The sequence below is a fragment of the Actinoplanes lobatus genome (assembly GCF_014205215.1).
GTDB lineage: Bacteria > Actinomycetota > Actinomycetes > Mycobacteriales > Micromonosporaceae > Actinoplanes > Actinoplanes lobatus.
The window spans coordinates 3,450,313-3,475,544 of the sequence record NZ_JACHNC010000001.1 but is presented as its reverse complement, the minus strand read 5'-3'; the positions used below and the strand labels follow the sequence as shown (position 1 = coordinate 3,475,544).

General features: G+C 72.5%; 23 protein-coding genes and 1 pseudogene. 7 read left to right on the top strand and 17 right to left on the bottom strand.

What is annotated here, in order from left to right:
- Positions 1-123 precede the first annotated feature (123 nt).
- The gene (locus BJ964_RS16170) at positions 124-591 is read left to right on the top strand and encodes a DUF4870 domain-containing protein (RefSeq protein WP_188121429.1); all 468 of its coding nucleotides are present in this window, start codon (positions 124-126) and stop codon (positions 589-591) included.
- Positions 592-594: 3 nt separating this feature from the next.
- Here BJ964_RS16170 and hemW read toward each other — a convergent pair whose 3' ends face one another.
- Positions 595-1,794 carry a radical SAM family heme chaperone HemW gene (hemW, locus tag BJ964_RS16165; RefSeq protein ID WP_188121428.1) on the bottom strand — a complete coding sequence of 400 codons (1,200 nt, stop codon included), beginning with the start codon at positions 1,792-1,794 and terminating at the stop codon, positions 595-597.
- A gap of 27 nt (positions 1,795-1,821) precedes the next feature.
- Between hemW and BJ964_RS16160 the strand changes: the two genes are divergently transcribed.
- Positions 1,822-2,586 (top strand): enoyl-CoA hydratase-related protein, encoded by a 765-nt coding sequence (locus BJ964_RS16160; protein WP_188121427.1) that lies wholly within the window; start codon positions 1,822-1,824, stop codon positions 2,584-2,586.
- A gap of 63 nt (positions 2,587-2,649) precedes the next feature.
- Positions 2,650-3,516, top strand: coding sequence for a hypothetical protein (locus BJ964_RS16155; protein ID WP_188121426.1), 867 nt, complete (start codon positions 2,650-2,652; stop codon positions 3,514-3,516).
- 73 nt (positions 3,517-3,589) lie between these two features.
- Here the strand turns inward: BJ964_RS16155 and BJ964_RS16150 are convergent, their stop codons facing one another.
- From BJ964_RS16150 to BJ964_RS16135, 4 genes are all read right to left on the bottom strand, one after another.
- Positions 3,590-3,871, bottom strand: coding sequence for a GlsB/YeaQ/YmgE family stress response membrane protein (locus BJ964_RS16150; RefSeq protein WP_188121425.1), 282 nt, complete (start codon positions 3,869-3,871; stop codon positions 3,590-3,592).
- A gap of 82 nt (positions 3,872-3,953) precedes the next feature.
- Positions 3,954-5,840: a translation elongation factor 4 gene (lepA, locus tag BJ964_RS16145; protein WP_188121424.1), complete on the bottom strand. Its 1,887-nt coding sequence runs from the start codon at positions 5,838-5,840 to the stop codon at positions 3,954-3,956.
- A gap of 91 nt (positions 5,841-5,931) precedes the next feature.
- Positions 5,932-6,846 carry a transcription elongation factor gene (locus tag BJ964_RS16140; RefSeq protein ID WP_188121423.1) on the bottom strand — a complete coding sequence of 305 codons (915 nt, stop codon included), beginning with the start codon at positions 6,844-6,846 and terminating at the stop codon, positions 5,932-5,934.
- A 155-nt stretch (positions 6,847-7,001) separates the two neighbouring features.
- Positions 7,002-7,535 (bottom strand): DUF4240 domain-containing protein, encoded by a 534-nt coding sequence (locus BJ964_RS16135; protein ID WP_188121422.1) that lies wholly within the window; start codon positions 7,533-7,535, stop codon positions 7,002-7,004.
- Positions 7,536-7,590: 55 nt separating this feature from the next.
- Here BJ964_RS16135 and BJ964_RS16130 point away from each other — a divergent pair, with 55 nt between their 5' ends.
- Both BJ964_RS16130 and rpsT read left to right on the top strand, forming a co-directional pair.
- The gene (locus BJ964_RS16130; protein WP_188121421.1) at positions 7,591-8,565 is read left to right on the top strand and encodes a phosphotransferase; all 975 of its coding nucleotides are present in this window, start codon (positions 7,591-7,593) and stop codon (positions 8,563-8,565) included.
- Between the two features lie 165 nt (positions 8,566-8,730).
- A complete protein-coding gene (gene rpsT / locus BJ964_RS16125) occupies positions 8,731-8,997 on the top strand; it encodes a 30S ribosomal protein S20 (protein WP_188121420.1) in 267 nt (88 codons plus the stop codon).
- Positions 8,998-9,768: 771 nt separating this feature from the next.
- Here the strand turns inward: rpsT and BJ964_RS16120 are convergent.
- The 4 genes and pseudogenes from BJ964_RS16120 to BJ964_RS16105 all read right to left on the bottom strand — a co-directional run.
- Positions 9,769-9,999, bottom strand: a pseudogene (locus BJ964_RS16120) (hypothetical protein); the annotation flags it as partial.
- On the bottom strand, positions 9,996-10,979 hold the full coding sequence (gene holA, locus BJ964_RS16115; RefSeq protein ID WP_188121419.1) for a DNA polymerase III subunit delta: 984 nt from the start codon (positions 10,977-10,979) through the stop codon (positions 9,996-9,998). The pseudogene BJ964_RS16120 and the gene holA, both read right to left, overlap by 4 nt.
- Before the next feature lie 242 nt (positions 10,980-11,221).
- Complete coding sequence (locus BJ964_RS16110) at positions 11,222-13,549, bottom strand: ComEC/Rec2 family competence protein (RefSeq protein WP_188121418.1); 2,328 nt, start codon at positions 13,547-13,549, stop codon at positions 11,222-11,224.
- On the bottom strand, positions 13,549-14,409 hold the full coding sequence (locus BJ964_RS16105; RefSeq protein ID WP_307838041.1) for a ComEA family DNA-binding protein: 861 nt from the start codon (positions 14,407-14,409) through the stop codon (positions 13,549-13,551). The genes BJ964_RS16110 and BJ964_RS16105 overlap by 1 nt, the downstream gene beginning before the upstream one ends.
- A 100-nt stretch (positions 14,410-14,509) precedes the next feature.
- On the opposite strand from BJ964_RS16105, the gene BJ964_RS16100 reads away from it, so the two are divergent.
- Positions 14,510-15,289 (top strand): putative protein N(5)-glutamine methyltransferase, encoded by a 780-nt coding sequence (locus tag BJ964_RS16100; RefSeq protein ID WP_203832676.1) that lies wholly within the window; start codon positions 14,510-14,512, stop codon positions 15,287-15,289.
- Positions 15,290-15,323: 34 nt separating this feature from the next.
- The gene (locus BJ964_RS16095) at positions 15,324-16,364 is read left to right on the top strand and encodes a hypothetical protein (protein ID WP_188121417.1); all 1,041 of its coding nucleotides are present in this window, start codon (positions 15,324-15,326) and stop codon (positions 16,362-16,364) included.
- A gap of 179 nt (positions 16,365-16,543) precedes the next feature.
- Here BJ964_RS16095 and BJ964_RS16090 read toward each other — a convergent pair whose 3' ends face one another.
- The 8 genes from BJ964_RS16090 to obgE form a co-directional block, all read right to left on the bottom strand.
- Entirely contained in the window at positions 16,544-17,392 is an 849-nt protein-coding gene (locus BJ964_RS16090; protein WP_188121416.1) for a DegV family protein, read from the bottom strand.
- Between the two features lie 29 nt (positions 17,393-17,421).
- Complete coding sequence (locus BJ964_RS16085; RefSeq protein WP_188121415.1) at positions 17,422-17,793, bottom strand: hypothetical protein; 372 nt, start codon at positions 17,791-17,793, stop codon at positions 17,422-17,424.
- Positions 17,794-17,828: 35 nt separating this feature from the next.
- On the bottom strand, positions 17,829-18,461 hold the full coding sequence (locus BJ964_RS16080; protein WP_188121414.1) for a histidine phosphatase family protein: 633 nt from the start codon (positions 18,459-18,461) through the stop codon (positions 17,829-17,831).
- The gene (gene rsfS, locus BJ964_RS16075; protein WP_183226183.1) at positions 18,458-18,859 is read right to left on the bottom strand and encodes a ribosome silencing factor; all 402 of its coding nucleotides are present in this window, start codon (positions 18,857-18,859) and stop codon (positions 18,458-18,460) included. Before rsfS ends, BJ964_RS16080 begins: the two co-directional genes overlap by 4 nt.
- A 40-nt stretch (positions 18,860-18,899) precedes the next feature.
- Positions 18,900-19,505 (bottom strand): nicotinate-nucleotide adenylyltransferase, encoded by a 606-nt coding sequence (gene nadD / locus BJ964_RS16070; RefSeq protein ID WP_188121413.1) that lies wholly within the window; start codon positions 19,503-19,505, stop codon positions 18,900-18,902.
- A gap of 23 nt (positions 19,506-19,528) precedes the next feature.
- Positions 19,529-21,031, bottom strand: coding sequence for an ATP-binding protein (locus tag BJ964_RS16065; RefSeq protein WP_188121412.1), 1,503 nt, complete (start codon positions 21,029-21,031; stop codon positions 19,529-19,531).
- A gap of 68 nt (positions 21,032-21,099) precedes the next feature.
- Positions 21,100-23,595 carry an aminopeptidase N gene (gene pepN, locus BJ964_RS16060; protein WP_188121411.1) on the bottom strand — a complete coding sequence of 832 codons (2,496 nt, stop codon included), beginning with the start codon at positions 23,593-23,595 and terminating at the stop codon, positions 21,100-21,102.
- Between the two features lie 72 nt (positions 23,596-23,667).
- Positions 23,668-25,167 (bottom strand): GTPase ObgE, encoded by a 1,500-nt coding sequence (obgE, locus tag BJ964_RS16055; RefSeq protein WP_188121410.1) that lies wholly within the window; start codon positions 25,165-25,167, stop codon positions 23,668-23,670.
- Positions 25,168-25,232 lie beyond the last annotated feature (65 nt).

Below are 25,232 nucleotides of genomic sequence, written 5' to 3'. Positions count from 1 at the left end.
CCTCCCCCTCTGGCACTCCCGCTAATAGAGTGCCAGTCTACGTCGCCGGGGGCGGCAGCGCGATGATCGAAAGTACCTGCCCGGTCGTCGACCGGCTCGATAGCGGGTCCTAGCGTGTCTTTCATGACAGAACAGCCCCGCCCACCGGACGACGACCCGACCGCCCGCTATCAGCCGCCGGGCGGATATCCGCCGCCTCCCTACAACCCGCCTCCGGGGTACGGCTACGGCTACAAGCCGCCGTCCACCGCCGGCGACGAACGCACCTGGATCCTGGTGGCGCACTTCGGCGGGGCGGCCGGCGCGTTCTTCGGCGGCACGTTCTTCGGCTGGATCGCGCCGCTGGTCGCCCTGCTGGCTCGCGGGAACACCTCACCGTACGTGCGGGAGGAGGCCGTCAAGGCGCTCAACTTCCAGCTGCTCTGGGGCATCATCGGCCTGGTCGGCAGCGTGCTCATCTGCGTCGGGGTGGGCGTCTTCATCGTCGGCGCGGCCTGGCTCATCGCCACCATCCTGGGTGTCGTCGCCGGTGTGAAGGCGGCCAACAACGAGCCGTTCAACTATCCGCTGAGCGCGCGCTTCATCAGGTGAGACTCACACCACGTCACGGATGACCGCGTCGGCCAGCAGGCGGCCGCGCAGCGTGAGCACGAGGCGGCCGTCGTCGTACGCCCCCGGCTCGAGCAGCCCGTCCGCCATGGCCCGCGCGGCTCCCGTGGCGTCGACCCGGTCCAGCGGGATGCCCTCGCGCAGCCGGACCCGGAGCATGACGTCCTCCATGTGCCGGTCGTCACCGCTCAGCGTCTCCCGGGCGTGTCCCGGCGAGGTCCCGGCGGCCAGGCGTTTCGCGTACGTCACCGGGTGCTTCACGTTCCACCAGCGGACCCCGCCGACGTGGCTGTGCGCGCCCGGCCCGAGACCCCACCAGTCGGCGCCGGTCCAGTACAGCAGGTTGTGCCGGCACTCCCCGCCCGGCTGCGCCCAGTTGGACACCTCGTACCAGGTGAGACCGGCCTGGCTCAGCGCGGCCTCGGCGGCCAGGTAGCGGTCGGCCGCCACGTCGTCCGAGGGGTACGGCAGCTCGCCCCGGCGCATCCGGCCGGCCATCCGGGTGCCGTCCTCGACGATCAGGGCGTACGCGCTGACGTGATCCACCCCGGCGCCGATCACGGCGTCCAGCGAGGCCGCGAAGTCCTCCGGGCTCTCCCCCGGCGTGCCGTAGATCAGGTCGAGGTTGACGTGCTCGAACCCGGCCTCCCGGGCCTCGGCGGCGGCCCGCGGCGCCCGCCCGGCGGTGTGCCTGCGGTCCAGGACCCGCAGCACGTTCTCGGCGGCCGACTGCATGCCCAGCGAGATCCGGGTGAAGCCGCCGCGGCGGAGTTCCCGGAGGTAGGCCGGGTCCACCGACTCCGGGTTGGCCTCGGTGGTCACCTCGGCGCCGGGGGCCAGGCCCCAGGTGCGGTCGATGCCCTCCAGGATCCGGGCCAGGTCGCCGGCCGGCAGCAGGGTGGGTGTGCCGCCGCCGACGAAGACGGTGTCCACCCGGCCCGGCTCGATCACCCGGGCGGCCAGGGCCAGCTCGGCCAGGACGGTGTCGGCGTACTCCTCGCGGCTCGCCCCGCCGCCCAGTTCGCTCGCCGTGTACGTGTTGAAGTCGCAGTAGCCGCAGCGGCTGGCGCAGAACGGCACGTGGACGTAGACGGCGAACCCGTCCTTGCCGACCTCACGGGTGGCTTCGTCGGGGAGCGACCCGTCGTCGGGTACGGGTTCACCATCGGGGAGTGCGCCGGCCATCCAACAAGCGTAGTTAAGGTTCCCGGCATGGATCTGGTCCGTACCGCCACCGGCGCCGGGGTGACCACCCTTACCCTGGACAATCCCGGAAACCGCAACGCCCTCTCCACCGCCCTGCTCCGGCGGCTGCTCGGCGCGCTGGCCGCGTCGGCTGCCGACCCGGACTCCCGGGTGGTGGTCCTGTCCCATACCGGCCCGGTGTTCTGCTCCGGCGTCGACCTCAAGGAGACCGCCGCGGCCCAGCCCGGCGACAAGCTGCCCGCCGAGATGCTCGCCGACGTGCTGGCCGCGCTCTGGGAGTTCCCCAAGCCGGTGGTGGCGCGGATCGGCGGTCCGGCCCGGGCCGGCGGCCTCGGCCTGATCGGGGCGGCCGACATCGCGGTCTGCGCCCGCTCGGCGACGTTCGCCTTCACCGAGGTACGGCTCGGGGTGATCCCCGCGGTGATCAGCTCGACCGTGCTGCCGCGCCTGGCGCCCCGGGCCGCCGCCGAGCTCTACCTCACCGGCGACGTCTTCGACGGGACCCGGGCCGCCGAGGTGGGCCTGGTCACCGCGGCGGTCGCCGAGGAGGATCTCGATGCCGCTGTCGCGGCCTACTGTGCGTCACTCGTCCGCGGCGGGCCGCTCGCGCTCGCCGGCACCAAACAACTTCTCCGGCGTACGCGGAGCGAGTCCATCCGTACCGACCTGGCCGATCTCGCACAGCGGTCGGCGGGATACTTCAAATCCGCGGAGGGCCGGGAGGGCGTGGCCGCGTCCCGGGAGAAGCGTGACCCCGACTGGGTTCGATGAATCATCCCCACCCGGGGCACGAGCGGTCGTTGTCTAGGCTTGGCGTCCGGCTTGGCTGAGGAGGTGACGGTGCGAACCAGATCGATCGTCGGTGTGATCACCGCGCTGACCCTCGTCGGTGTGGTCGGCGTGATCGTGCTGATCAACAACCTGGCGGGCACCATCAAGCTGCCGCAACTGGGCCCGGAGTGCACGGTCAGCGCCGAGGGCGAGGTGACCCTGGACTCGGCACAGATGGCCAACGCGGCGACGATCGCCGCCGTGGGCGTGCGCCGGGGGATGCCCGAGCAGGCGGTGGTGGTCGCGCTCGCCACCGCCTTCCAGGAGTCGAAGCTGGAGAACCTGGACAGCGGCGACCGCGACTCGGTCGGCCTCTTCCAGCAGCGGCCCAGCCAGGGCTGGGGCACGGTCGAGCAGATCCAGGACCCGAGGTACGCGGCGGGAAAGTTCTACACGGCCCTCAAGAAGGTCAAGGGCTGGGAAGAGATGCGGGTCACCGACGCCGCCCAGCGGGTGCAGCGCTCGGCCTACCCGAACGCGTACGAGAAATGGGCCGACGAGTCCCGGGTGCTGGCCGCCGCGCTGACCGGCCGGGCCACCGGGGCCGTCGAGTGCGTCGTCCCGGACACCCCGGCCATCCGCGGCGCCGAGGCGGCCACCGCCCTGCTCAGCAGCCTCCAGCTGGACTGGGGCAGGAAGCTGGGCGGCCAGGCCCGCAGCGCCGAGACGGCCGGGCTGACCGTGGCCGTGGCCGATCCCAGCGTGGGCTGGCGGTTCGCCCACTGGCTGGTCTCGCACGCCTCGGGCACCGGCCTCGAACGGGTCCGGTTCGGTGATCTCGAATGGCGCGCCCCCGAGGGGAAGTGGCAGCCGGTCACCGACGGCGCCACCGGCGACCAGGCGCAAGTGGTGGCCGAGGTCTTCCACTAGGACCTTCGGAGCACACGGAAAAGCCGGACCCGCGGGGCGCGGGACCGGCGTTTCCGTGTTTGTGGTCAGGCGGTCATCGGGTCAGGTGGCGACGGCTGCCGACACCGGCGACCAGCGCCACACCGATGGCGGCCAGAGCCACCTGGAAGAAGAACTCGATCCAGTCGAAACCGGCGGTGTCGGCGACACCCGCGGCACGGGCGATCACGGTGCCCAGCAGAGCGGCCACCACACCGACCACCAGGGTCAGCCAGAGCGGGATGTTCTGGCGGCCCGGTACCACGAGCCGGCCGAGCGCGCCGACCACGAGGCCGACGATCAGGGCGACGATGATGCCGGTGAGCGTGAGTTCCATGAGGTTCCTCCTCGGGGGTGGAGCTTGGTGGTTGCGTCCGTCGAGCCCCTGTGTTCCCGACCCCCCGAGGAATCAAACCGCCCTATTTCTTGCCCGGCCCCTTCGCGTCAGTGCTGTCGGAGGTGGAGAGCGCGGCGATGAAGGCCTCCTGCGGAACCTCCACGCGGCCCACCATCTTCATCCGCTTCTTGCCCTCTTTCTGCTTCTCCAGCAGCTTCCGCTTCCGGCTGATGTCACCGCCGTAGCACTTCGCGAGCACGTCCTTGCGGATCGCGCGGATCGTCTCGCGGGCGATGATCCGGGAGCCGATGGCCGCCTGGATGGGCACCTCGAACTGCTGCCGCGGAATGAGCTTCTGGAGCTTGGCGGCGATCGTCGTGCCGTACGAGTAGGCGTTGTCCTTGTGCACGATGGCACTGAACGCGTCGACCGGCTCGCCGTGCAGCAGGATGTCCACCTTCACCAGGTCGGCCACCTGCTCGCCGGAGGGCTCGTAGTCGAGTGACGCGTACCCCTTGGTCTTGCTCTTCAGCTGGTCGAAGAAGTCGAAGATGATCTCGGCGAGGGGCAGCGTGTACCGAAGTTCCACCCGCTCGGAGGACAGGTACTCCATGCCGAGCAGGCTGCCCCGGCGGCTCTGGCAGAGCTCCATGACGGCGCCCACGTACTCGTTCGGCACCAGGACGGTGGCGCGCACCACCGGCTCGTGGATCTCGGCGATCTTGCCGGTCGGGAACTCGCTCGGGTTGGTGACCACCGTCTCCTTCGCGTCCTCGGTGATCACCTGGTAGACCACGTTCGGCGCGGTGGAGATCAGGTCCAGGCCGAACTCGCGCTCCAGCCGCTCGCCGATGATCTCCAGGTGCAGCAGGCCCAGGTAGCCGACGCGGAAGCCGAAGCCGAGCGCCGCCGAGGTCTCCGGCTCGTAGGTGAGCGCGGCGTCGTTGAGCTTGAGCTTGTCGAGCGCGTCACGCAGCGCTGGGTAGTCCGAGCCGTCGATCGGGTAGAGACCCGAGTAGACCATCGGCTTCGGCTCCTTGTAGCCGCCGAGCGCGTCCTTGGCCGGACGGTTGTTGCCGGTGACGGTGTCGCCGACCTTCGACTGGCGGACGTCCTTCACACCGGTGATCAGGTAGCCCACCTCGCCGACACCGAGAGCCGTCGCCTTCTCCATCTCGGGCGAGACGACACCGATCTCCAGCAGCTCGTGCACCGCGCCGGTGGACATCATCTTGATCTTGTCGCGCGCCCCGATCCGGCCGTCGATCACACGGACGTAGGTGACCACGCCGCGATACACGTCGTAGACCGAGTCGAAGATCATCGCGCGGGCCGGGGCGTCCGCGTCACCGACCGGCGCCACGAACTGCCGGACGATCTCATCCAGCAGATGATCGACACCGACGCCGGTCTTGCCGGACACCCGCAGCACGTCGGAGGGCTCGCAGCCGATCAGCTTGGCCAGCTCCTCGGCGTACTTCTCCGGCTGTGCCGCCGGCAGGTCGATCTTGTTGAGCACCGGGATGATGTGGAGGTCGTTCTCCATCGCCAGATACAGGTTGGCGAGAGTCTGCGCCTCGATCCCCTGCGCCGCGTCGACCAGCAGAACCGCGCCCTCACAGGCGGCCAGGCTCCGCGACACCTCGTAGGTGAAGTCGACGTGCCCCGGGGTGTCGATCATGTTGAGGACGGCGGACTCGCCCTGCTTGTCGCCCTCGCGGACCACCCAGGGCATGCGCACGGCCTGCGACTTGATCGTGATGCCGCGCTCGCGTTCGATGTCCATCCGGTCGAGATACTGCGCGCGCATCTGGCGCGGGTCGACCACCCCGGTGATCTGCAGCATCCGGTCGGCCAGCGTCGACTTGCCGTGGTCGATGTGGGCGATGATGCAGAAGTTGCGGATACGGCTCGGATCGGTCGATCCGATCACGTTCACGCCGGGGTCGAGCGGTCCAGGCACGGTCATCCGTTCTTATCGGGCTGGTCTTCGGGTTCGGGTGGGCGCCGGACTTCAGCCGGCGCCCCCTATCGTCCCACGCCCGCGAGGGCAGGTCCGATCACACCCGTTCGAGCGGTCCGTGCGGGCCCGGCGGCAGCTCCACGGCAACCGGATCCCCGGGACGAATCACCCCACCCCGCAGCACAACCCCCATCACCCCGGCCTTGCGGACCAGGTTGCCCCGCTCGTCCTTCTGGAGCACCTCCTTGAGCAGGCCGGCCCGGAACCCGTTGATCTGCGCGCAGGGATTCCGCAGCCCGGCCAGGATGACCGCGGGCCGCCGATCGTCACCGCCGTCCCGCCGGGCGGCCTCCCTGACGGCCGCCGCGGCCCGGGCGGTGGGTTCGTCCAGCGTCGCGGCGTCGGCCGCCGCGAACACGGCCCCCAGCACCGCCGTCCCGTCCCGCTCCCCGCCACCGGCCGCGGCCGGCGCCGCCACCTGCACGGCCCGGCCGTCCACTTCCGCGACCTGCGCCGCCACCTGCCCGGCCCGGCCGTCCACCTCCGCGACCTGCGCCGCCACCTGCCCGACCCGGCCGTCCACCTCCGCGACCTGCGCCGCCACCTGCCCGGCCCGGCCGTCCACCTCTGCGGCCCGCGCCGCCACCTGCCCGGCGCGGCTGCCCGGCCCCTCAGCCGGTTCGGGTCCGAAGCGCAGGATCGTGCCGCGCGGGAGCCCGAGCAGGTCGAGGCCGTGGGTGGTCACGTTCTCGCCCAGACCGCCGGAGGACACGTCGTAGCCCCTCCGGGCTACCTCGCCGAAGAGCTCCGCCTGAATCAGGTGCACCTGCCGCAGGTTCGGCTGAGTGGGGTCGGCCTTCACCCGGCTGCGGTGCCGCACGTGCACGCCCGCGTGCACGTCGCCCTCCACACCGATCCCGGCCACCAGCACGATCTCGTCGCGATTCGGCTTCGTGAACGAGTAGACGTCGTTGCGACTGACCGCGGCCACACTTCCCGATTCAGCACTCATGCCGCCGAGTCTGCCGAACCCGCCCCACCCGGCCCGGTTCGTTCCCAAGCCCCGGACACCCGCCCGGCGGCCGGCTGGAACTCAACCCACAGCGCCGCCCCCGCCCGAGCACACGCCCGCCCTCCGGCCCATCCGGCGCGGACCCGGACGAAGCGTCAGTCCGGTGGCTCCAGGAACAGGGCGGACAGGCGTGGGAGGCGGCGATGCATCTCGTCCTCGTTGTCGAAATCCCACAGGTCGGCGACCTCCGGGCGGGTGCGTGGCCGCTCCCCCGCCGGCAGCGGCCCGCCGGTGGCCTGCTCGTAGGCCCGGGCCGCGATGTCGAGCACCTCCTCGGCCGCGAAGACGGCGCCGGTGTCGGCCGCCTCCTTGATCACGACGACGTTGGCGAGCACATCGGGTTTCTGCACCGCCGCCGCGACGGCCTTGCGCCCGTGGGCGATCAGCCAGCCCCGGAACGCGTCGAACCCGGCCTCGTCGACGCCGCCGTTGATCAGGTAGGCGGCGGCCCACAGATCCTCGGTGCCGGACGCGGCCATCACCTTGTCCAGGTGACGGCCCCAGGCGACGATCTCCTCCGGATCGCGCGTGGCCAGGTCGGCGACGGCCCGCTCGGCGACCTCGGCGGGCGAGGCCGGCCGGTCGGCGGTGGCGCGGTCGATGACCGCCCAGAAATCGTCGGTTCTCATGCCTGCGATCCTCCCAGTGGGGTACGACAATTCCGCCGGCGGCAGGATGGGGAACATGCGGCCGATCTCGCTGCCCGACGTACCGTACGACGCCACCGCCGTACGCCCGGAATGGTCTGATCTGCCGCGTGGCGTGCGAAAGGCGATCGCCGCGCGTCTCGGATCGCCGGTCGTCGCCGCGCGCAGCGCCGGCGGCGGCTTCACCCGGGCCTTCGCCGCGCTGCTCACCACCGAGGCCGGCGCCGGCGCCTTCGTCAAGGCCGCCCGGCTCGACGACCCCACCGCCCAGTGGTACGCACGTGAGCAGGCGATCACCGCGGCCCTCCCCGAGGAGGTGATCGCGGCCCGGCCCCGCTGGACCCTGGCCGAGGCCGGATGGTTCGTCCTGTGCATGGAGCCGGTCGACGGCCGGATCCCGTCGCTGCCGTGGTCCGGGGCCGACCTGGAGGCCACGCTGACCTCCTGGGGCCGGGCCGCGGCGGCACTGGCCCACCCCGCCCCCGAACTGCTCGCTGTGGGGCTGCCCGCGCTGCCGGACATCCTGCGCGCGGAGATGTCCTGGTGGTCGCTGATCGAGGCGGGGCACGAGCCGATGCCGGTGACCGCGCGGGGCACCGTCGCCCCGGAGCGGCTGCGCGAACTGGCCGACCTCGAACGCCGGCTGCCCTCGACCGCCGGCGGCACCGGCATGTGCCACGGCGACCTGCGCGTCGACAACGTCCTCGTCGACGGTTCCGGCCGGGCCTGGCTCTGCGACTGGACGTGGCCCTGTCTGGGCGCACCCTGGTTCGACACGGTCACGCTCCTGATCAGCGCGTACGCCAGCGGCCTCGACACCGACGCCCACATCCGCACGTGGAACCCGCCGCCGGACGGGGTGGACGGCGCCCTGGCCGCTCTGGCCGGGTACTGGCTGGTCCGGGCGGCCGACGGACCGACCAGCGCCTCCCCGCACAGCCGTCAGCATCAGCGGTTCAGCGGAACCCAGGCGCTGGCCTGGCTGGCCGAGCGCCGCGGCTGGACTCGCTGACCGCGGGGGCCGGAGCCGTTTTGGCGGCTCGGAACGGTGCTGGTAGTCTGGCTCATCGCGTGTGGTGACACCCTGTCAGCTGCTCCGGCTCCGAGTCGGGACAGAGGGCAAGGCGACCATCGCTTGAGACCATTTTTCCGAACCTAGTCAGGACAAGGCTGTCGCGTGGCGAACATCAAGTCCCAGATCAAGCGCAACCGGCAGAACGAGAAGGCCCGTCTGCGCAACAAGTCGGTCAAGTCTTCGCTGAAGACCGTGATCCGCAAGATGCACGAGGCGAGCGACTCGGGCAATGTCGAGTCGGCCACCGCTCTTCTGCGTGACGCTTCGCGTCAGCTGGACAAGGCCGCCAGCAAGGGCGTAATTCACAAGAACCAGGCGGCCAACCGCAAGTCGGCCATCGCCAAGAAGATCGCCGCGCTGTCCGCCTGATCCGCTCGTTCCGGATCATGTCAGAGCCGCACAGCAGCGGCAGCTGACTCCGGCCACCCTTCGGGTTGGCCGGTTTGGACACAACCGGGCACCGCTGGACCTTCGGGTCCGCAGCGGTGCCCGGTCCCATTTTCAGCGGTGCGGGCAGCCCGCACTCAGAATCGTCGGCTCACGTGCCGTAGGAATCCGTGGCGGCGGGTGCGGACAGACTGGTCCGTCACACCGCCTGACGTTGAGAAGCGGCCCTCACTCGTAGCGGCGAGCCGCCGCCTGACGAGCCATCTGCTGCCGCATGTCCAGCTGCTCGGCCCATGGCCGCCGAATCGGCGCGCCCTTCCCCGTGGCAGGGGCTTCCTCCGCCGGGTCCTGGGTGGCCGAGCCGTACCCGGTCGCGGGCGTCACCGCCGGCTGAGCGTGAAACGAGCCACCAGCGGAACCGGCCCCACCGTGCCCAGGCCCGGCGTTGTGGTTGCCCCCGCCGTCACCGTAGGCGGGTCCGCGGGAATACGTGCCGGGATATCCCACCGCCGGCACACCGGGCAGGTCCTCCGTCGGAAACCCGTCCCCGAGCGAGTCGGACAGCACCGCCGGCCCGTAGTCGGCGGTCTTCCGCTCCGGCGCGTAACGCGCGGCCCCCGTCTCGTCGACCGGCCGGTACTCCGACAGCGTCTCCGAGGGCGCCGGCCCGTGCTCCGGCATAGTGGCCGGGCGCAGCACGGAAACCCGCGCCGACGCGGTCTCGGTGGCCACCGGCCGTGGCGTGATCACACCGGCCACCAGGTCGTTGAACTTCACCATCAGCGCCACGGTGACCGGCAGGACGAGCACTCCCCACCAGCTGACCAGCTCGGCCAGCGCGAGGAGGATGCCGAGAACGACCGCGCCCTCGAGGAAGACGAAGCAGAGCAGCCCGCTGGGCGCGAGGCGCCGGAGTCGCAGCGCCCGGGCGTACAGCGGCCGGTTCGCCTCGTCGGCGCGGCGGGAGCGAATGGTCCGGGTCATCGGTTTCCTCCGTCCCGGCGGGCCGCCGCGATCGCGAAGACGGTCTGTTCCAGGGCGTAGCCCCGGTCCTCGGCGCCGCCCTTGACCGCGGCGTTGCACTCGGCGGCCGCCCGCATGGCGTCGGCCAGCCCCTCCGGGGTCCAGCCGCGGCTGCGCCCCTGGGCCTTCTCGATCTTCCAGGCCGGCATGCCGAGCGTGCCGGCCAGCTGGTACGGATTCCCGCGCCCCGCCGACGCGACTCGTGCCACGGTCCGCACCCCGTCGGCGAGCGCGTCGGCGATCGGCACCGGGTCGACCCCGACGTGCAGCGCCCAGCGCAACGCCTCCAGCGCTCCGGGAAGGTCGCCGACCATGGCGGCGTCGGCCACCGCGAACCCGGTCACCTCGGCGCGCCCCTTGTAGTAGCGGGCCACCACCGCCTCGGTGATCTTCCCGTCCGTGTCGGCGAGCAGCTGGGAGCAGGCCGCCGCGATCTCGCGCAGGTCGTTGCCGACCGCCTGGAGCAGCGCGGAGGCGGCGGTGTCGTCGCAGCGGGCCCCGTTGCGGCGGAACTCGTTGCGCACGAACGCGATCCGCTCCGAGTCCTTCTTCAGCTTCATCACGGGCACCACGGTCGCGCCGGCGGCGCGCAGCCCGTCAGCGAACGCCTTGCCCTTGGCCCCGCCCACATGGGTGACGATCAGTGTCACGTCGGGGTCGGGGTTCTTCGCGTAGGCGAGCAGGGCGGTGGTCAGATCCTTGCGCGCGTCCTGACCGCTCTGGATCACCAGGACCCGGCGGCCGCCGAACAGCGACGGGCTGAGGATCTCGGCGACCTCACCGGCGACCAGCGACCCGGCCTCGAACTCCCGAACGTCCGCGCCGGGGTCAGCGGCCCGGGCCGCATCGACGGCCTCAGCGACGGCACGGGCGGCGAGCAACTCCTCATCGCCTTGGACGAGCAGCAACGATGGGGGCGGCACGGCATTCACGCGCAACATCGTCGCACGGGGGAGCGACAAGTCCGCGAGCCTCACTCGTTAGCGCAGGACGCCGATCACCGAATGCGAAACCAGACATATCGGCGGCCCGACATGTCGCCCCGTCCGTAGGGTCGCGTGCTCAGGACCAATGCCCTGCCATGCCTGTTTGCACCTTTCATCCCTTATTGAGCGTGATCAGGCGCAAATTTCACGCTCCCCCCGGGCGTGTCGTGCTGCCTGAAAGGGCCATCACGCCGCCCTCACGACGGCGGATCACCCCTGACCGCCACCGCCAACCGCCCCTCCACGATCACCGCGGCCACGTCCCCCGACTCATCGGTACGCAGGACCCTCGCCCCGCCCCGCGCGATCCGCCCGATCACCCCGGCGTTGGGATGGCCGTAGTCGTTGTCCCGCCCGACCGACACCAGCGCCACCGCCGGCCGCACGGCGTCCAGCAGCGCCGTCGCCTGCAACGCGCTCCCGTGGTGCGCGACCTTGAGCACGTCGGCCCGGAGCCCGGCCGTGCCCAGCCCCGCGACGAGATCCTCCTGTTCCTCGGTCTCCGCGTCGCCGAGCAGCAGCACCGAACGGCCGCCGGCCCCGGCTCGCAGGATCAGCGAGTTGTTGTTCGGATCCGAGTTGGTGCCGCGCATCTCGGTGATCGGCCCGAGCGCCTCCAGCCGCAGCCCACCGACCGAACACGCCCACCCGGCCCCGGCCACCCCCACCGCGACCCCGGCCTCCGCGGCGGCCTTCTCCACCGCGGCCCGCCCGCTCGCCGGCTCCGGCCAGGCGGGCCCGATCACCGCGCCCACCCGCCGGCCCCGGAACACCCCGTCGACGCCACCGATGTGGTCGACGTGGAAGTGGCTGACCACCAGGACCGCCACCTCCCGCACACCGAGCCGCCGCAGGCACCGGTCCACCGCGTTCGGTTCGGGCCCGGCATCCACCACCACGGCCCGCCCCGCCCCGGCGGCCAGCACCACGGCGTCTCCCTGCCCGACCGCGCACGCCACCACGAACCACCCCGGCGGCGGCCACCCCGGGGAGAGCAACCGCACCGGCAACGCGCCGAGGACCGCCCCGAGCGCCACCACGGTCGCCAGCCGCCGCACGATCGCCCGGCGCGCGGCGAACAGCACGGCCACCGTCAGCCCGGCCAGCAGCAGCCCGCCGGTCGCGCCGTCCGGCCAGGGCAGCGCGCCCGCCGGGACCCGGGCACCGGTGTGCGCGACGAGCACCAGCCACTCCGCCGGCCAGTGCCCGAGCCACGCGGTGAACTCGGCGGCCGCCGGCCAGAACGACGAGAGCACCGCCGCGCTCACGCCGAGCAGTGTGGCGGGGGCGATCGCCGGGACCACGACCAGGTTCGCCGGCACCGAGATGAGGCTGACCGTGCCGGAGATGGCCGCCACCACCGGTCCGCAGGCCACCTGCGCGGCGGCCGGCACGGCCAGCGCCTCCGCCACCCCTGGAGGGCATCCGGCCCGCCGCAGCCCGTCCCGCCACACCGGCGCGAGCAGCAGCAACCCGGCCGTGGCGAGCACCGACAGAGCGAACCCCGGATCGGCGGCCAGCTCCGGGTCGGCGATCAGCAGCGCCGCGGCCCCGGCGGCCAGCGCGGGCACCGCCGCCCGTGGCCGTCCGCCGGCCAGCCCCAACAGCCCGATGGCGCCCATCGCACCGGCCCGGATCACGCTGGGCGACGGCCGGGCCAGGATCACGAACCCGGCCAGCGCGACCGCGCACAGCACCGCGCAGAGGACCGGCCCGGCCGGGAACCGGCGCACCACGAACAGCACGACACCCAGCACGATCGCCACGTTCGTCCCCGAGACAGCCGTCAAGTGCGTGAGCCCGGTGGCCCGGAAGTCCTCCTCCAGGGCCGGGTCCAGCCGGCTGGTGTCACCCACCACCAGGCCCGGCAGCAGGCCACCGGAGTCGTCCGGCAGCGGCTCACAGGCCCGCTGGAGTCCCGCGCGCAGCACACCGGCGCCGCGCTGCGCCCACGACGGCCGGCCCTCCGGCACCGGCGGGGTCCGCGCCGAGAGCACCGCGGCCCGCAGGTCACCGGGGCGGGGCGGCAGGAGGCGGCCGGTGACCGTGACCCGCTGCCCGGGCAGCAGCCCCCGCCAGCCCGGATCGCCGCCGAGCACCAGGGCCCGCGCGGAGAGCCGGACCGGTGGCGCGTCCTCCGGGGTCACCGACTCCAGGGTGACCGCCACCAGAAACGTCGGCGGCCCGGCCGACCGGGCCAGGAGCCGGGGATCGTCGCGCACCACGAGGGCGGCCCGGACCGTCGCACCGGACTCGACGAGCACGGACAGCGCCGGCGCCTCCCGCACCGACATCCGCGCCGCGGTGGCGACCGCTCCGCACCCGGCCCCGAGCGCCACCGCCACGCCGATCCAGCGCACCACGGCAGCGGACCTGAGCGCCCCGGCGAGAACCGCCGCGCACCCCAGGCCACCCGCCCCGGCCACGATCCCCCACCCGGCGGAGAGGTGCAGCGCACCCAGCGCCGCGAGCCACAGCCCGATCGTGAACCCGGCCAGCCGAAGATCCGGGACCGCCCCGCCCATCAGACCGTCACCAGGTCTTTCAGCTGCTCGAACCGGGCCTGCCCGATGCCGTCCACCTTCCGCAGGTCGCTGACCGCCCGGAACCCGCCCTGCGCCTCGCGGGCATCCAGGATCCGCTGCGCCAGCACCGGCCCGACCCCGGGCAGCCCGTCCAGGTCGGCGAGGGTGGCGGCATTCAGATTCACCAGCGATCCCGCGCCGGCGGGCGCGGACGGCCCGGCGGCCGGCACGGCACCCGGTGGCGGCGTGACCCCCACCATGATCAACTCGCCGTCGGCGACCCTCCGCGCGAGGTTGAGCATCGCCACGTCCACGCCCGGGTCGGCCCCGCCCGCGGCGGCCAGGGCATCGGCGACCCGTGCGCCCGGGCTGAGCCGCACCAGGCCCGGCCGCCGAACCTTGCCGCCCACCGCCACCACCACCTCGCCGGCGGAGGCCCCGGTCCGGGGCAGCGCCGACGCGCCCGCCTCCGCGACCACCGGGGACGGCTCGACCGGATCGACCCGCGGCCGGGCCCGCCACGCCAGGAATGCCGCGATCAGCACGACCGTCAGCGCCACCGCGCCGAGCGCCCGCACCCCGGGACGCCCCGGATCGAAGGCGTGCAACCACCGCCGGTGCCCGCCCTCGAAGGCGCCCTCACCCGGCAAGGCGCCCGAGCCGGCGGCGGGCGGAGCGTCCCCACCCTGCGAACCGCCGGCGGAACGGCTCTCTAAAGGGGAGACATCGTCCTCCTCCACCGACCAGGCGGGGATGATGTCCGCCCACTCCAGCGGCCCGTCCGCCGGCGCCGCGCCCCCGTCGAGCACGGCCCGAAGCCGCGCCCCCACGACGTCACCGCTATCCTTCGCCTCTCGCACGGCCCGACCGTAGGAGCGATCGGCGTTCCCCCGCCCGTGGCCTTGTGGATGACGCGGCATTGTGGACAACCGTCCCGTGCCCTTCGATTCGTGCTGAGGACTGCGTGTGACAGATGCCCGGGCCGCCGCGATCGTCCGGCTGCGTGCCGCCGGCTGCGTGTTCGCCGAGGAGGAGGCGGAGATCCTGAGCGGGGCCGCGACCTCCGCTGACCACCTGGCCGCGCTGGTCGAACGGCGTGCCGCCGGCGAGCCCCTGGAGCAGGTGGTCGGCCATGCCGACTTCTGCGGCGTCCGCGTACGCCTCCGGCCGGGGGTCTTCGTGCCCAGGGTCCGCAGTGAACTGCTCGTACGTCTCGGCGCCGCCGCGGTCCGTCCGGGTGATGTGGTCGTCGACCTGTGCTGCGGTTCCGGCGCCCTGGGCCTGGCCGTCCACCACCGGGTTCCGGGAATCGTCCTGCACGCCGCCGACGTGGATCCGGTCGCCGTGGCGTGCGCCCGGGACAACCTGCCGGACCACGCCGTCCATCAGGGCGATCTGTTCGGCGCCCTGCCGCCGGAGCTGCGCGGCCGGGTCACCCTCCTGCTGGCCAACGTGCCCTACGTCGCGACCCGCCACCTGCCGTTCCTGCCCGCCGAGGCCCGGGACCACGAACCGCGTACCGCGCTGGACGGCGGCGACGACGGCCTGGCCGTGTTCCGCGCGGTCACCGCCGGGGCGGCCGGCTGGCTGGCCCCGGGCGGGCTGCTGATCTCCGAGATCACCGAGGCGCAGACCGCGGCGGCGCTCACGGCGGCCACCGGGAACGGATTGACGCCCACCGTCACCACCGACGATGATCTCGACGCCCGCGCGATCGTGTCGCGCCGATCCCTGACGTAAGAACGCCGACCCCTGACGTAAGAAGAGGGACTCCGTGGGCCTGTTCCGCAGGATCGCCCGCGCCCGTCTGGCCGCCAAGGTCGTCCGGCGGCTGCGCCGGGCCGGTGTCCGGGACGCCCGCTATCACGCCGTACCGTTCGAGGTTCGGTTCACCGCCCCCGGTGACACCGAGCCGACCATCCTGCGTCTCGACCCGCTGCTGCGCGACCGCACGCACCTGGATGCCCTGGTCGCCGGCCCGCAGCCCATCCCGGCCACGTGGCGGGACGCCGCTCCGCTGCTGCGCCCCGTGCTCCGCGGCGCCGCTCCGGGCTCCCCGCTGCACCGGCCGGCGCTGCCGTTCCTCTCCGAGTTCGTGGTGGTCGACCAGCCCGACACGATGACCTACGTCACCCCGGCACAGTCGAAGACCTGGGGAGTCCGTATCGAACGGATCTTCACGACCGCCCGCGGCAACCTGACCGGCGCGGTCCTGCGGGGCGTGGCCACCGGCCCGGTGGTGGTCCGTTTCGTCGACGACGGCAACGCCTACTGGACCTCCCACCTGCTGCTGGACGGCTGGCTGTCACGCCTCACCGACCAGGTCGGCGGCGTCCCGGTGGCCTTCGCCCCCGAGCGCGGCACCCTCCTGGTCACCGCCGACGGCGGCCCCCACCTGCCGGCCCTCTTCACCGAGGCGGAAACGATCTTCGCGACCTCCCCGCACGCCCTGAGCCCGATGGCCTACACGAGCGACGACCGCGGCCGCACCATCCCCTACCCGGCTCCGCCGGACCACCCCCTGCACCAGCCGGTCCGTCGCGCCGAACGCCTGCTGGCCGTTCACGAGTACGCCCACCAGCCACCCGACCCGAACCTGCCCTCCGCCGCCATCCAGCTGCTCGGCAACGCCACGGAGGGCTGGCGCACCCGCGCGATCTGGCCCCGCGACACCCCCACGCTGCTTCCCGAGGCCGACGAGGTCCAGTTGGGCGACCGCATCCTCCCCTGGTCCGCCCTGGCTCCCCACCTGACCGCCGGCGAGCACACCCCGGCCCGCTGGCTGGCCTCCTCCTGGGACCGTTTCCCCAGCTAGAGATCGTTCGTGGCCAAGGTCCGCGTTTCGATCCTTTTGTGGTACGCGTGTCCTCGTCCCGCCTTCATCAGGGCCGTCCCGTCCGGCGGGCGCGGCGCAGGCCGCGAGTGGGCAGCAAGATCGCGCCGACCGGACGGAACGGCCCTGAAAGGTGGGACGAGGACACACGTACCACAAACTCAGGCGCGCTGATGGACCACCACGCCGGCCAGGCCCGGGCCGGTGTGGGCGGCGACGACCGCGCCCACCTCGGTGAGGTAGCAGTCCCGCAGCCGGTCGCCGAGGCGGGCGCTGAGGTCGCTGACCAGCGCGGCCGCCCGGTCCGGCGTGCCCAGGTGGTGGACCGCGACGTCGGCATCGCCGTCGCCGGCCGCCTCGACGGCCAGATCGACCAGGCGGGTGAGGGCCCGCCCGGCGGTGCGGACCTTGTCGCGGACCACGACGGCGCCCTCGTCGACGCGCAGGATCGGCTTCACCGACAGGGCCGTGCCGAGCAGGGCGGACGCTGCGCCGATCCGGCCGCCGCGGCGGAGGAATTCGAGCGTGTCGACGTAGAAGAGGGTGGTGACCCGGGCCGCGTGGTCGGTGGCTTCCTGCCAGACCGCGTCCAGGTCGTGGCCCTTGCGGGCGGCCTCCGCGGCGGCCAGCGCCGGGAAGCCGAGACCCATGGCCGCGGTCCCGCTGTCGACCACCTTGACGCGGGAGCCGATCTCGGCGGCGGCGAGCTGCGCGGCCTCGTAGGTGCCGGACAGTTTGGCGGAGATGTGCACCGAGACGACGCCGTCGGCGCCCTCGTCGAGCAGGCGACGGTACACCTCGGTGAAGGCTGAGGGCGCCGGCCGTGAGGTGCTGACGGCGGCCCGGCGCGCGGTGAGCGCCCGGGCCACCTCGGCCGGCGAGACCTCGATGCCCTCCAGGCCGCCCCAGCCGTTGATCACGACAGTGAGCGGCACGATGGTCAGGTCGTACATGCCGTCGAGTTCAGCCGGCAGGTACGCGGTGGAGTCGGTCACGACCGCGATGGTCATGCAGGCAAGGTACTTGATTCAGATGGAGCTCAGCTGCCGGCCACCGAGGAGACCAGGAACGGCTCACCCTGCATGCAGGTGGTCATCATCCCTGGATCGGCCTTGCCGACCACCGTGACCTCGGCGCCGACCTGCACCGTGGCCTGCGTTTTCTGGTCGCCGAAGACGAGCAGGTGATCGCCGGTGCCGTCCTTGAGGAGCAGGCAGTTCGGCTCGACGCCGGCGGTCACGGTCCCGGTGAGGGTGGTCGAGCCGGCGGGTGCCGAGGGCGCGGCGGCGCTGGAGGTGACCGGAGCGGGCTCGGGGGCGCCGCCGGCGTCGATGGGGGCGGTGTTGTTCGCGCAACCGGCGGAGAGCGCCAGGAGCAGCGCGGCGGGGACGACGGTTTTACGGATCAGCATGGTGGTGAGACGTTACCGGACATCGGCCGGTTCCCTCAGACGGGCGGCGGGACGGGCCGGTCGGCGAGGACGCCCACGTTGTACGCCGCCATCTGCCACCCTCGCGCGCTGTCGTGGGTCAGCTCGACCCAGTGACAGTTCTGCAGGGCACGGAGTGTGCGCAGCTGCTCGCGCCCCCAGCCGAGCAGGTGGCCGACGCCCTGCCGGGCTGCCGCGCCGTGGGTGGCGACCACCACCGTGCCGCCGGGCGGGGCCGGCCGGGCCGCGTCCTGGAGCGCGTCGGAGACCCGCTTGCCGAGGTCTTCGAGGGTCTCCACACCACCGCCGATGACGTCCGCACCGGCGGTCCAGCGGGCGTGCTCCTCGGGCCGCTCAGCGGCCACCTCGGCCATGGTGAGGCCCTGCCACTCGCCGAAGTGCCGCTCGCGGAGCCGCTCGTCGGTGCTGATGGCGAGACCGGTCAGCGCGGCGAGCGCGGCCGCGGTGTCGGCGGCCCGGCTGAGATCGCTGGCGACGATCGCGGCCGGGCGCATCCGGACGAGGAGCTCGGCGGCGTCGACGGCCTGCCGCCGGCCGAGATCGTTGAGCGGCACGTCGGTCTGCCCCTGCACGCGGGCGCCCGCGTTCCAGTCGGTGTTGCCGTGCCGCCAGACGATGAGCCTCGTCACGGCGCCTCGGTGCCGGCCGTGGCGTCGACCATGTCCCGGTCGACGAACGGGATGATCGGGCAGTCCTTCCACAACCGGTCGAGGGCGTAGAACTCGCGCTCCTCGCTGTGCTGCACGTGCACCACGATGTCGACGTAGTCCAGCAGCACCCATCGGCCCTGGTTCTGGCCCTCACGCCGCACCGGCTTGGCCTTCTCCGGCAGGTTGATGAGGGCTTCCTCGATGGCGTCGACGATCGCGATCACCTGACGCTCGTTGGACGCCGAGGCGATGACGAAGGCGTCGGTGATGTAGATCTGGTCGGCGACGTCGATGACGGAGATGTCGTGTGCCTTCTTGTCCGCAGCGGCCTGAGCGGCCGTCAGAGCGAGTTCAAGAGCACGTTCGGTGACGGGCAAAGAAGAGTCCCCTCGGTCGGGTTTGCGGACTTCAAGCGTCTCACACCGGCTTGGCAATACCCGAGTCCCGATACAGGCCCCGCTTGTTGATGTACTGCACAACACCATCCGGTACCAGGTACCAGACCGGTAGGCCGGACGCCACCCGGTTACGGCAGTCGCTGGACGAGATGGCCATCGCCGGCACCTCGACCAGGGTCACGCTGTCGGCCGGCAGGTGGGCCCCGGAGAGCTCGAACCCCGGCCGGGTGACGCCGATGAAGTGCGCCAGCTCCAGCATGGTGAGCGCGTCCTTCCACGACATGATCCGGCCCAGCGCGTCCGCCCCGGTGATGAAGTACAGCTCCGCCGACTGGCCGTAGACGGCACGCATGTCCCGCAGGGTGTCGACGGTGTAGGTGGGGCCGTCCCGGTCGATGTCGGCGCGGCTCACGTGGAAGCGGGGGTTGGAGGCGGTGGCGACGACCGTCATGAGGTAGCGGTCCTCGGCGGGTGAGACGCGGCCCTTCTCGTACGGCTGGCCGGTCGGGACGAACATCACCTCGTCCAGATCGAATCGGGCCTGCACCTCGCTCGCGGCGACCAGGTGACCGTGATGGATCGGGTCGAAGGTGCCGCCCATGATGCCAACACGTCTTCCGGACATCGCAGAAGAATAACCCGGAAAGATCAACCATCTAACCGACGGCGTACGGCCACAAGCAGGTCATCGGCCGTGAACGGCTTCTCCAGCAGCACCACCCCGGGGTCGAGGGTGCCCTGCGAGGCCAGCACCGGCTGCGCGTACCCGGACATGTAGAGCACCCGCGTCCCCGGCCGGGCGACGACCAGCCGCTCGGCCAGTTCCTTGCCCAGCATCCCGGGCATCACCACGTCACTGACCAGCAGGTCGATCCGGCCGTCATGGCCGGCGGCGAGTTCCAGGGCCTGGGCGCCGCCCTCGGCCGCGAGCACCCGGTAGCCGGCGCCGGTGAGGATCCGCCCGGCCACGTCGCGCAGCGCGTCCTCGTCCTCGACGACGAGCAGGGTCTCCCCGCGCCCGCCGGTCGCGGCCGGCCGTTCGGTTGCCCCGTCGGTGGCCGGTGTGGCCCCGGCGGGCAGCAGTACGGTGATCGTGGTGCCGAGCCCCACCTCGCTGTTCAGGGTCACCTCACCGCCGGCCTGGGTGACGATGCCGTAGACGGTGGCCAGGCCCAGCCCGGAGCCCTCGGCGCTGCCCTTGGTGGTGAAGAACGGCTCGAAGGCCCGTTCCGCCACGTCGGCGGGCATGCCCTGGCCCGAGTCGCAGACCCGCAGCCGGACCCGGTCGCCGAGCACCGCGGTGTCGATCACCAGGTCGCCGCCGGAGGGCATCGCGTCCCGGGCGTTCTGGGCCAGGTTGACCAGCATCTGCTCGATCTGGCCGGGATCGCAGGTGATCATCGGCAGGGCCGGGCCGGGCCGGAAGATCAGGTTGATGTGCTCGCCGAGGGTACGCCGCAGCAGCTCCTGGCCCTGTGTGAGCAGCGCGTTGAGGTCGACCGGCTGCGGCCGGACCACCTCCCGCCGGGCGAAGGCGAGCAGCTGGTGGGTGAGGTCGGTGCCGCGTCTACCGGCCCGGACCACCTGCATGGCGTCGGAGGCGATCATCGCGACGTCCGGTTCGGCCGACTCGGCCTCCTCGATCACGAAGTTGGCGTAGTTGAGGATCACCCCGAGCATGTTGTTGAAGTCGTGGGCGATCCCGCCGGCCAGCTGGCCCAGGCTCTCCAGGCGCTGGCTGCGGTGCGCGTGCGCCTCGGCCCGGAGCCGGTCCTTCTCCTCCTCGGCCCGGGCCCGCTCGGTGACGTCGCGCACCACGGCGACGGCGACACGGCCCTGGGCCGTGTCGACGAGTGCGGTGGACGACTCGACCGGGAACTCCCCGCCGTCGCGCCGTCGCGCGGTGGTGACGATCCGGCCGATCGAGCCGGGCACGCCCTCCTCGACGACGCGCCGCCGTTCCTGGAGGAGGGCCCGGGAATGGTCGGTGAGCAGCACCTCGACGGACTGGCCGACGAGTTCCTCGACGGGCCAGCCGTACATCTGCCCGGCACGGTCGTTGGCGAGCACGATGCGGCCGGCGGCCAGAACCAGGATCGCGTCCGGCGCGGCCTGCAGCAGACCGCCGGCCAGCTCCTCGGACCACTCCACGCATTCACCCCCGAAGCCTCAGGCTACGAAAGCCCCGAGGCCGCGGGGGTGGAGTCGACCGAATCCGGTCAGCCGCGGGCGGCCAGCGCCCGCCGCATGTCGTCGTCGGAATCCTGCACCACGCGGCGCAGGATCGGGTTCAGCCCGTCGGTGCCGAGCAGGCCGGCGGCGAGCTCCCGGGTACGCGCCGACACGGCGACCGTGGGGTACGCCACCACGGCGATGTGCTCGGCGCTCATCCCGCTGCGCACCCGCATCATCTCCGGCATGTCGGCGAAGTACCGCTCGACGTACGGCTCCAGCAGGTCCAACTGCTCGGGCTGCCAGAAGCCGGCCGCGGTGAGCTCGGCGAGCCGGTTGGAGAGCGAGCCGTCGCCGATGACCGCGGCCCAGGCGGCCTCCTTGGCCGCGGCGTCCGGCCGGGCGGCCCGGCACCGGGCGGCCCACTGCTCGCCGGAGGCGCTGCGGTCCTGCTCGCGCTCCGCCTCGATGATCTCCGAGTCGGCGGCGCCGAGGACCGAGAGCCGGTAGATGATCAGCCAGCGCAGGTCGGCGTCGACGGTCAGCCCGTCCGGTACGCCGTCGCCGGCCAGCCAGCCGCGCAGCCGGGCGGTGTCGACGGTGGCGCCGATCAGGCCACGGACCGCGGCGAGCTGCCGGGAGCTGCCACCCATCGAGGCGGCGAGCAGCCGGTCGGCGGCCTGGGCGACGAGTTCCAGGGCGGCCGGGCGTGTCTCCGGGGTGGCGTACCGGTCGACCAGGCCCCGGGTGGCGCGCAGCACGTCCTCGACGACGGCCACCTCGGTCTCCATCGGCAGCGCGGCCAGGACCAGGGTGACCAGCTCGGCGACCGGGCGCTCGCCGTCGACCACGGCGTCCAGCATGGCGGCCCAGATCACGGCCCGGGACAGCGAGTCGTCCAGCAGCGGCAGGAGCTGCGGCACGTTGGCGGCCGACCCCGGGTCGAGGCGGATCTTCGCGTACGTCAGATCGCCGTCGTCGAGCAGCAGCAGGTCCGCCGCCGGCTCCCCGGCGAGAGCGGTCAGCACGGTACGCCCGGACGCCTCCAGCTCGACCTCGAGGCGCTTGCGGCGCACCACGCCTCCGCCGGGCACCCGGTCGTACAGGCCGACGCCGATCCGGTGCGGGCGCAGTGTCGGGTAGCCCTCGGGAGCGGTCTGCGCCACGGCCACCTCGGCGTAGTTCGCGCCGTCCCGGGTCACCTCGGCACGCAGCGTGTTGACCTGGGCCCGGCGCAGCCACACCTCGGCCCAGCCGGACAGGTCCCGGCCGGACGCCTTGGACAGCGCGCCGAGCAGGTCGGCCAGGGTGGCGTTGCCGTACGCGTGCGACTCGAAGTGCGCGTTCAGCCCGGTCAGGAAGGCCTCGTCACCGAGCCAGGCGACCAGCTGCTTGAGGACGGCGGCGCCCTTCGCGTACGAGATGCCGTCGAAGTTGAGCAGTGCCTCGTCGGTGTCGGAGACCTCGGACGGGGCGACCGGATGGGTGGAGGGCCGTTGGTCGGCCCGCAGTCCCCAGGCCTTGCGCTGCATGGCGAAGGTGGTCCACGCGTCGGAGAACCGGGTCGCCTCGGCGGTCACCCGGCTGCCCAGGTACTCGGCGAACGACTCGTTCAGCCACAGGTCGTCCCACCAGGCCATGGTGACCAGGTCGCCGAACCACATGTGGGCCATCTCATGGGCGATGATGTTGGCCCGGCGTTCCCGCTCGCTGTCGGTGACCTTGGAGCGCGGGATCATCTCGTCCCGGAAGACGACCAGGCCCGGGTACTCCATGGCCCCGAAGTTGAACTCGGGCGCGAACGCCTGCTGGTAGTGCCCGAACGGGTAGCGGATCTCGAACATCTCGTGGAACCGGTCCAGCGCCTGCCGGGTCAGTTGCAGGATCTCCGGCGCCTGGGCCTCCAGGTGCTGGGCCAGGGCGGCGCGGGCGTAGAGCGCCAGCGGGATGCCGTCGTGCTCGCTGGTCACCACGTGGTACGGCCCGGCGATCAGGCTGGCCAGGTAGGTGGAGATCCGCTTGGTGGGCGCGAACTCCCAGCGCCCGCCCTCCCGGGAGACCAGGATGCCGTTGGTGGCCACCACCCAGTCGGCCGGGGCGGTCACGCTCACCCGGAACGACGCCTTGAGGTCGGGCTGGTCGAAGCTGGGCAGCACCCGGCCCGCGTTGTTGATGAACAGGTGCTGGTAGAGGTAGGTGCGGCCGTCGGCCGGGTCGGTGTACCGGTGCAGACCCTCGCCGTCGTTCGAATACCGCATCAGGGCGTCGACGACCAGCTCGTTCTCCTCGGCCAGGCCGGTCAGCTCCAGCCGGGCGCCGGTGGACGCCCCGGACGGCACGGGCACACCGTTCAGCGTCATCGAGGCGACCTCGACCGGCTCGAACTCCAGGAACGTGGCGGCGCCCGGCCGGGCCCGGAACCGGACGACCGTACGGGATCGGAAGGTGTCACCGTCCGCGGTGAGGTCCAGGTCGACGTGGTAGTCCTCGACGTCCACGACGGCCGCTCGGTCGGCGGCCTCGGCACGGGTCAGGGTCGGCATGACGACCATCATGCCCCGCCGCGGTCCGTCGATACGGCGAGGGCAGCGCCCTCGCCGTATGTCCGCGCCGGACTATCCCTCGGTGTCGTCGTCCTCGTCGGTGACCAGCACCGGCATCTGCGAGTTCGACACCGTGCTGACCGTCCCGTCGGCGGCCATGTGCTGAATCTCGTCGTCGTTGCGGATACGGCGGGCCTTGCGGGCCGCGAGCCGCTGCGCCGCGGACGGCCGGGTGTCGAGCTCCTCCAGGCGGGAGTCGGTGCCGCGCGGGCCGGAGACGTACTCCCCGGCGTTGGGATGCCAGTCGAACTCGCGCGTGCCGATGCGCACCGGGTCGCCGGCCTGGGCGCCCTTCTTGGCGAGCTCGCTCTCGACGCCGATCCGATCCAGCCGGTCGGCCAGGTAGCCGATGGCCTCGTCGTTGTCGAAGTTGGTCTGCTTGATCCAGCGCTCCACCTGGGCGCCGCGGATCACGAAGACGCCGTCCTCGTCCTGCTCGATGGTGAAGCCGGTGTCGTCGACCGCCCGGGGGCGGATCACGATCCGGGTCGCCTCCTCGACCGGCTTGGCCGCGCGGTACTCGGCGACCAGCTTGGCCAGGGCGAAGCTGAACTCACGCAGGCCCTCACGGGTGATCGCGCTGATCTCGAAGACCTGGTAGCCGCGGGTCTCGAGGTCGGGGCGGACCATCTCGGCGAGGTCCCGCCCGTCCGGGATGTCGACCTTGTTGAGCACCACGAGACGCGGCCGGTCCTCCAGCCCCCCGTACGCCGACAGCTCGGCCTCGATCGCGTCCAGGTCGGCCAGCGGGTCCCGCTCGATCTCCGGCGCCGCCGCGTCCAGCACGTGCACCAGCACCGAGGTCCGCTCGATGTGCCGCAGGAACTGCATGCCCAGCCCCTTGCCGGTGGCCGCCCCGGGGATCAGGCCGGGCACGTCGGCGATGGTGTAGGTCTCCTCACCGGCCTGCACCACGCCCAGGTTCGGCACCAGCGTGGTGAACGGGTAGTCGGCGATCTTCGGCTTGGCCGCGGACATCACCGAGATCAGCGACGACTTGCCGGCCGACGGGAAACCCACCAGGCCGACGTCGGCGACGCTCTTCAGCTCCAGGACCACGTCCAACTGGTCGCCGGGCTCGCCCAGTTCGGCGAAGCCGGGCACCTTGCGCCGGGCGTTGGCCAGCGAGGCGTTGCCCCGGCCGCCCCGGCCGCCCCGGGCGACGGTGAACTCGGTGCCGGCGCCGATCAGGTCGGCCAGCACCTCGCCGTCCTCGGTCTGCACGACCGTGCCGTCCGGCACCTTGAGGATCAGGTCCCGGCCGGTCGCGCCGTCCCGGTTCGACCCGGCGCCGCCGCCACCGTTGTTCGCCTTGATGTGCGGGTGGAAGTGGAAGTCCAGCAGGGTGTGCTGCTGCGGGTCCACCACCAGGGTGATGCTGCCGCCGTGCCCACCGTTGCCGCCGTCCGGCCCGCCGAGCGGCTTGAACTTCTCCCGGTGCACGGAGGCACAGCCGTGCCCGCCGTCACCCGCCTGCAGGTGCAGCACTACCCGGTCGACGAACGTGGTCACTTTGCGACTCCTACTACTGCTGGCTGGTTCTCAGTGCTGTCTCAGCGTCGCTGGGACAGCACTGC

Excerpts from the sequence above, each read along its gene's own strand:
- BJ964_RS16170 (WP_188121429.1), top strand. The coding sequence starts at position 124 with ATGACAGAACAGCCCCGCCCACCGGACGACGACCCGACCGCCCGCTAT.
- hemW (WP_188121428.1), bottom strand. The coding sequence starts at position 1,794 with ATGGCCGGCGCACTCCCCGATGGTGAACCCGTACCCGACGACGGGTCG.
- BJ964_RS16160 (WP_188121427.1), top strand. The coding sequence starts at position 1,822 with ATGGATCTGGTCCGTACCGCCACCGGCGCCGGGGTGACCACCCTTACC.
- BJ964_RS16150 (WP_188121425.1), bottom strand. The coding sequence starts at position 3,871 with ATGGAACTCACGCTCACCGGCATCATCGTCGCCCTGATCGTCGGCCTC.
- lepA (WP_188121424.1), bottom strand. The coding sequence starts at position 5,840 with ATGACCGTGCCTGGACCGCTCGACCCCGGCGTGAACGTGATCGGATCG.
- BJ964_RS16140 (WP_188121423.1), bottom strand. The coding sequence starts at position 6,846 with ATGAGTGCTGAATCGGGAAGTGTGGCCGCGGTCAGTCGCAACGACGTC.
- BJ964_RS16135 (WP_188121422.1), bottom strand. The coding sequence starts at position 7,535 with ATGAGAACCGACGATTTCTGGGCGGTCATCGACCGCGCCACCGCCGAC.
- BJ964_RS16130 (WP_188121421.1), top strand. The coding sequence starts at position 7,591 with ATGCGGCCGATCTCGCTGCCCGACGTACCGTACGACGCCACCGCCGTA.
- holA (WP_188121419.1), bottom strand. The coding sequence starts at position 10,979 with ATGTTGCGCGTGAATGCCGTGCCGCCCCCATCGTTGCTGCTCGTCCAA.
- BJ964_RS16110 (WP_188121418.1), bottom strand. The coding sequence starts at position 13,549 with ATGGGCGGGGCGGTCCCGGATCTTCGGCTGGCCGGGTTCACGATCGGG.
- BJ964_RS16090 (WP_188121416.1), bottom strand. The coding sequence starts at position 17,392 with ATGACCATCGCGGTCGTGACCGACTCCACCGCGTACCTGCCGGCTGAA.
- BJ964_RS16085 (WP_188121415.1), bottom strand. The coding sequence starts at position 17,793 with ATGCTGATCCGTAAAACCGTCGTCCCCGCCGCGCTGCTCCTGGCGCTC.
- nadD (WP_188121413.1), bottom strand. The coding sequence starts at position 19,505 with ATGTCCGGAAGACGTGTTGGCATCATGGGCGGCACCTTCGACCCGATC.
- pepN (WP_188121411.1), bottom strand. The coding sequence starts at position 23,595 with ATGCCGACCCTGACCCGTGCCGAGGCCGCCGACCGAGCGGCCGTCGTG.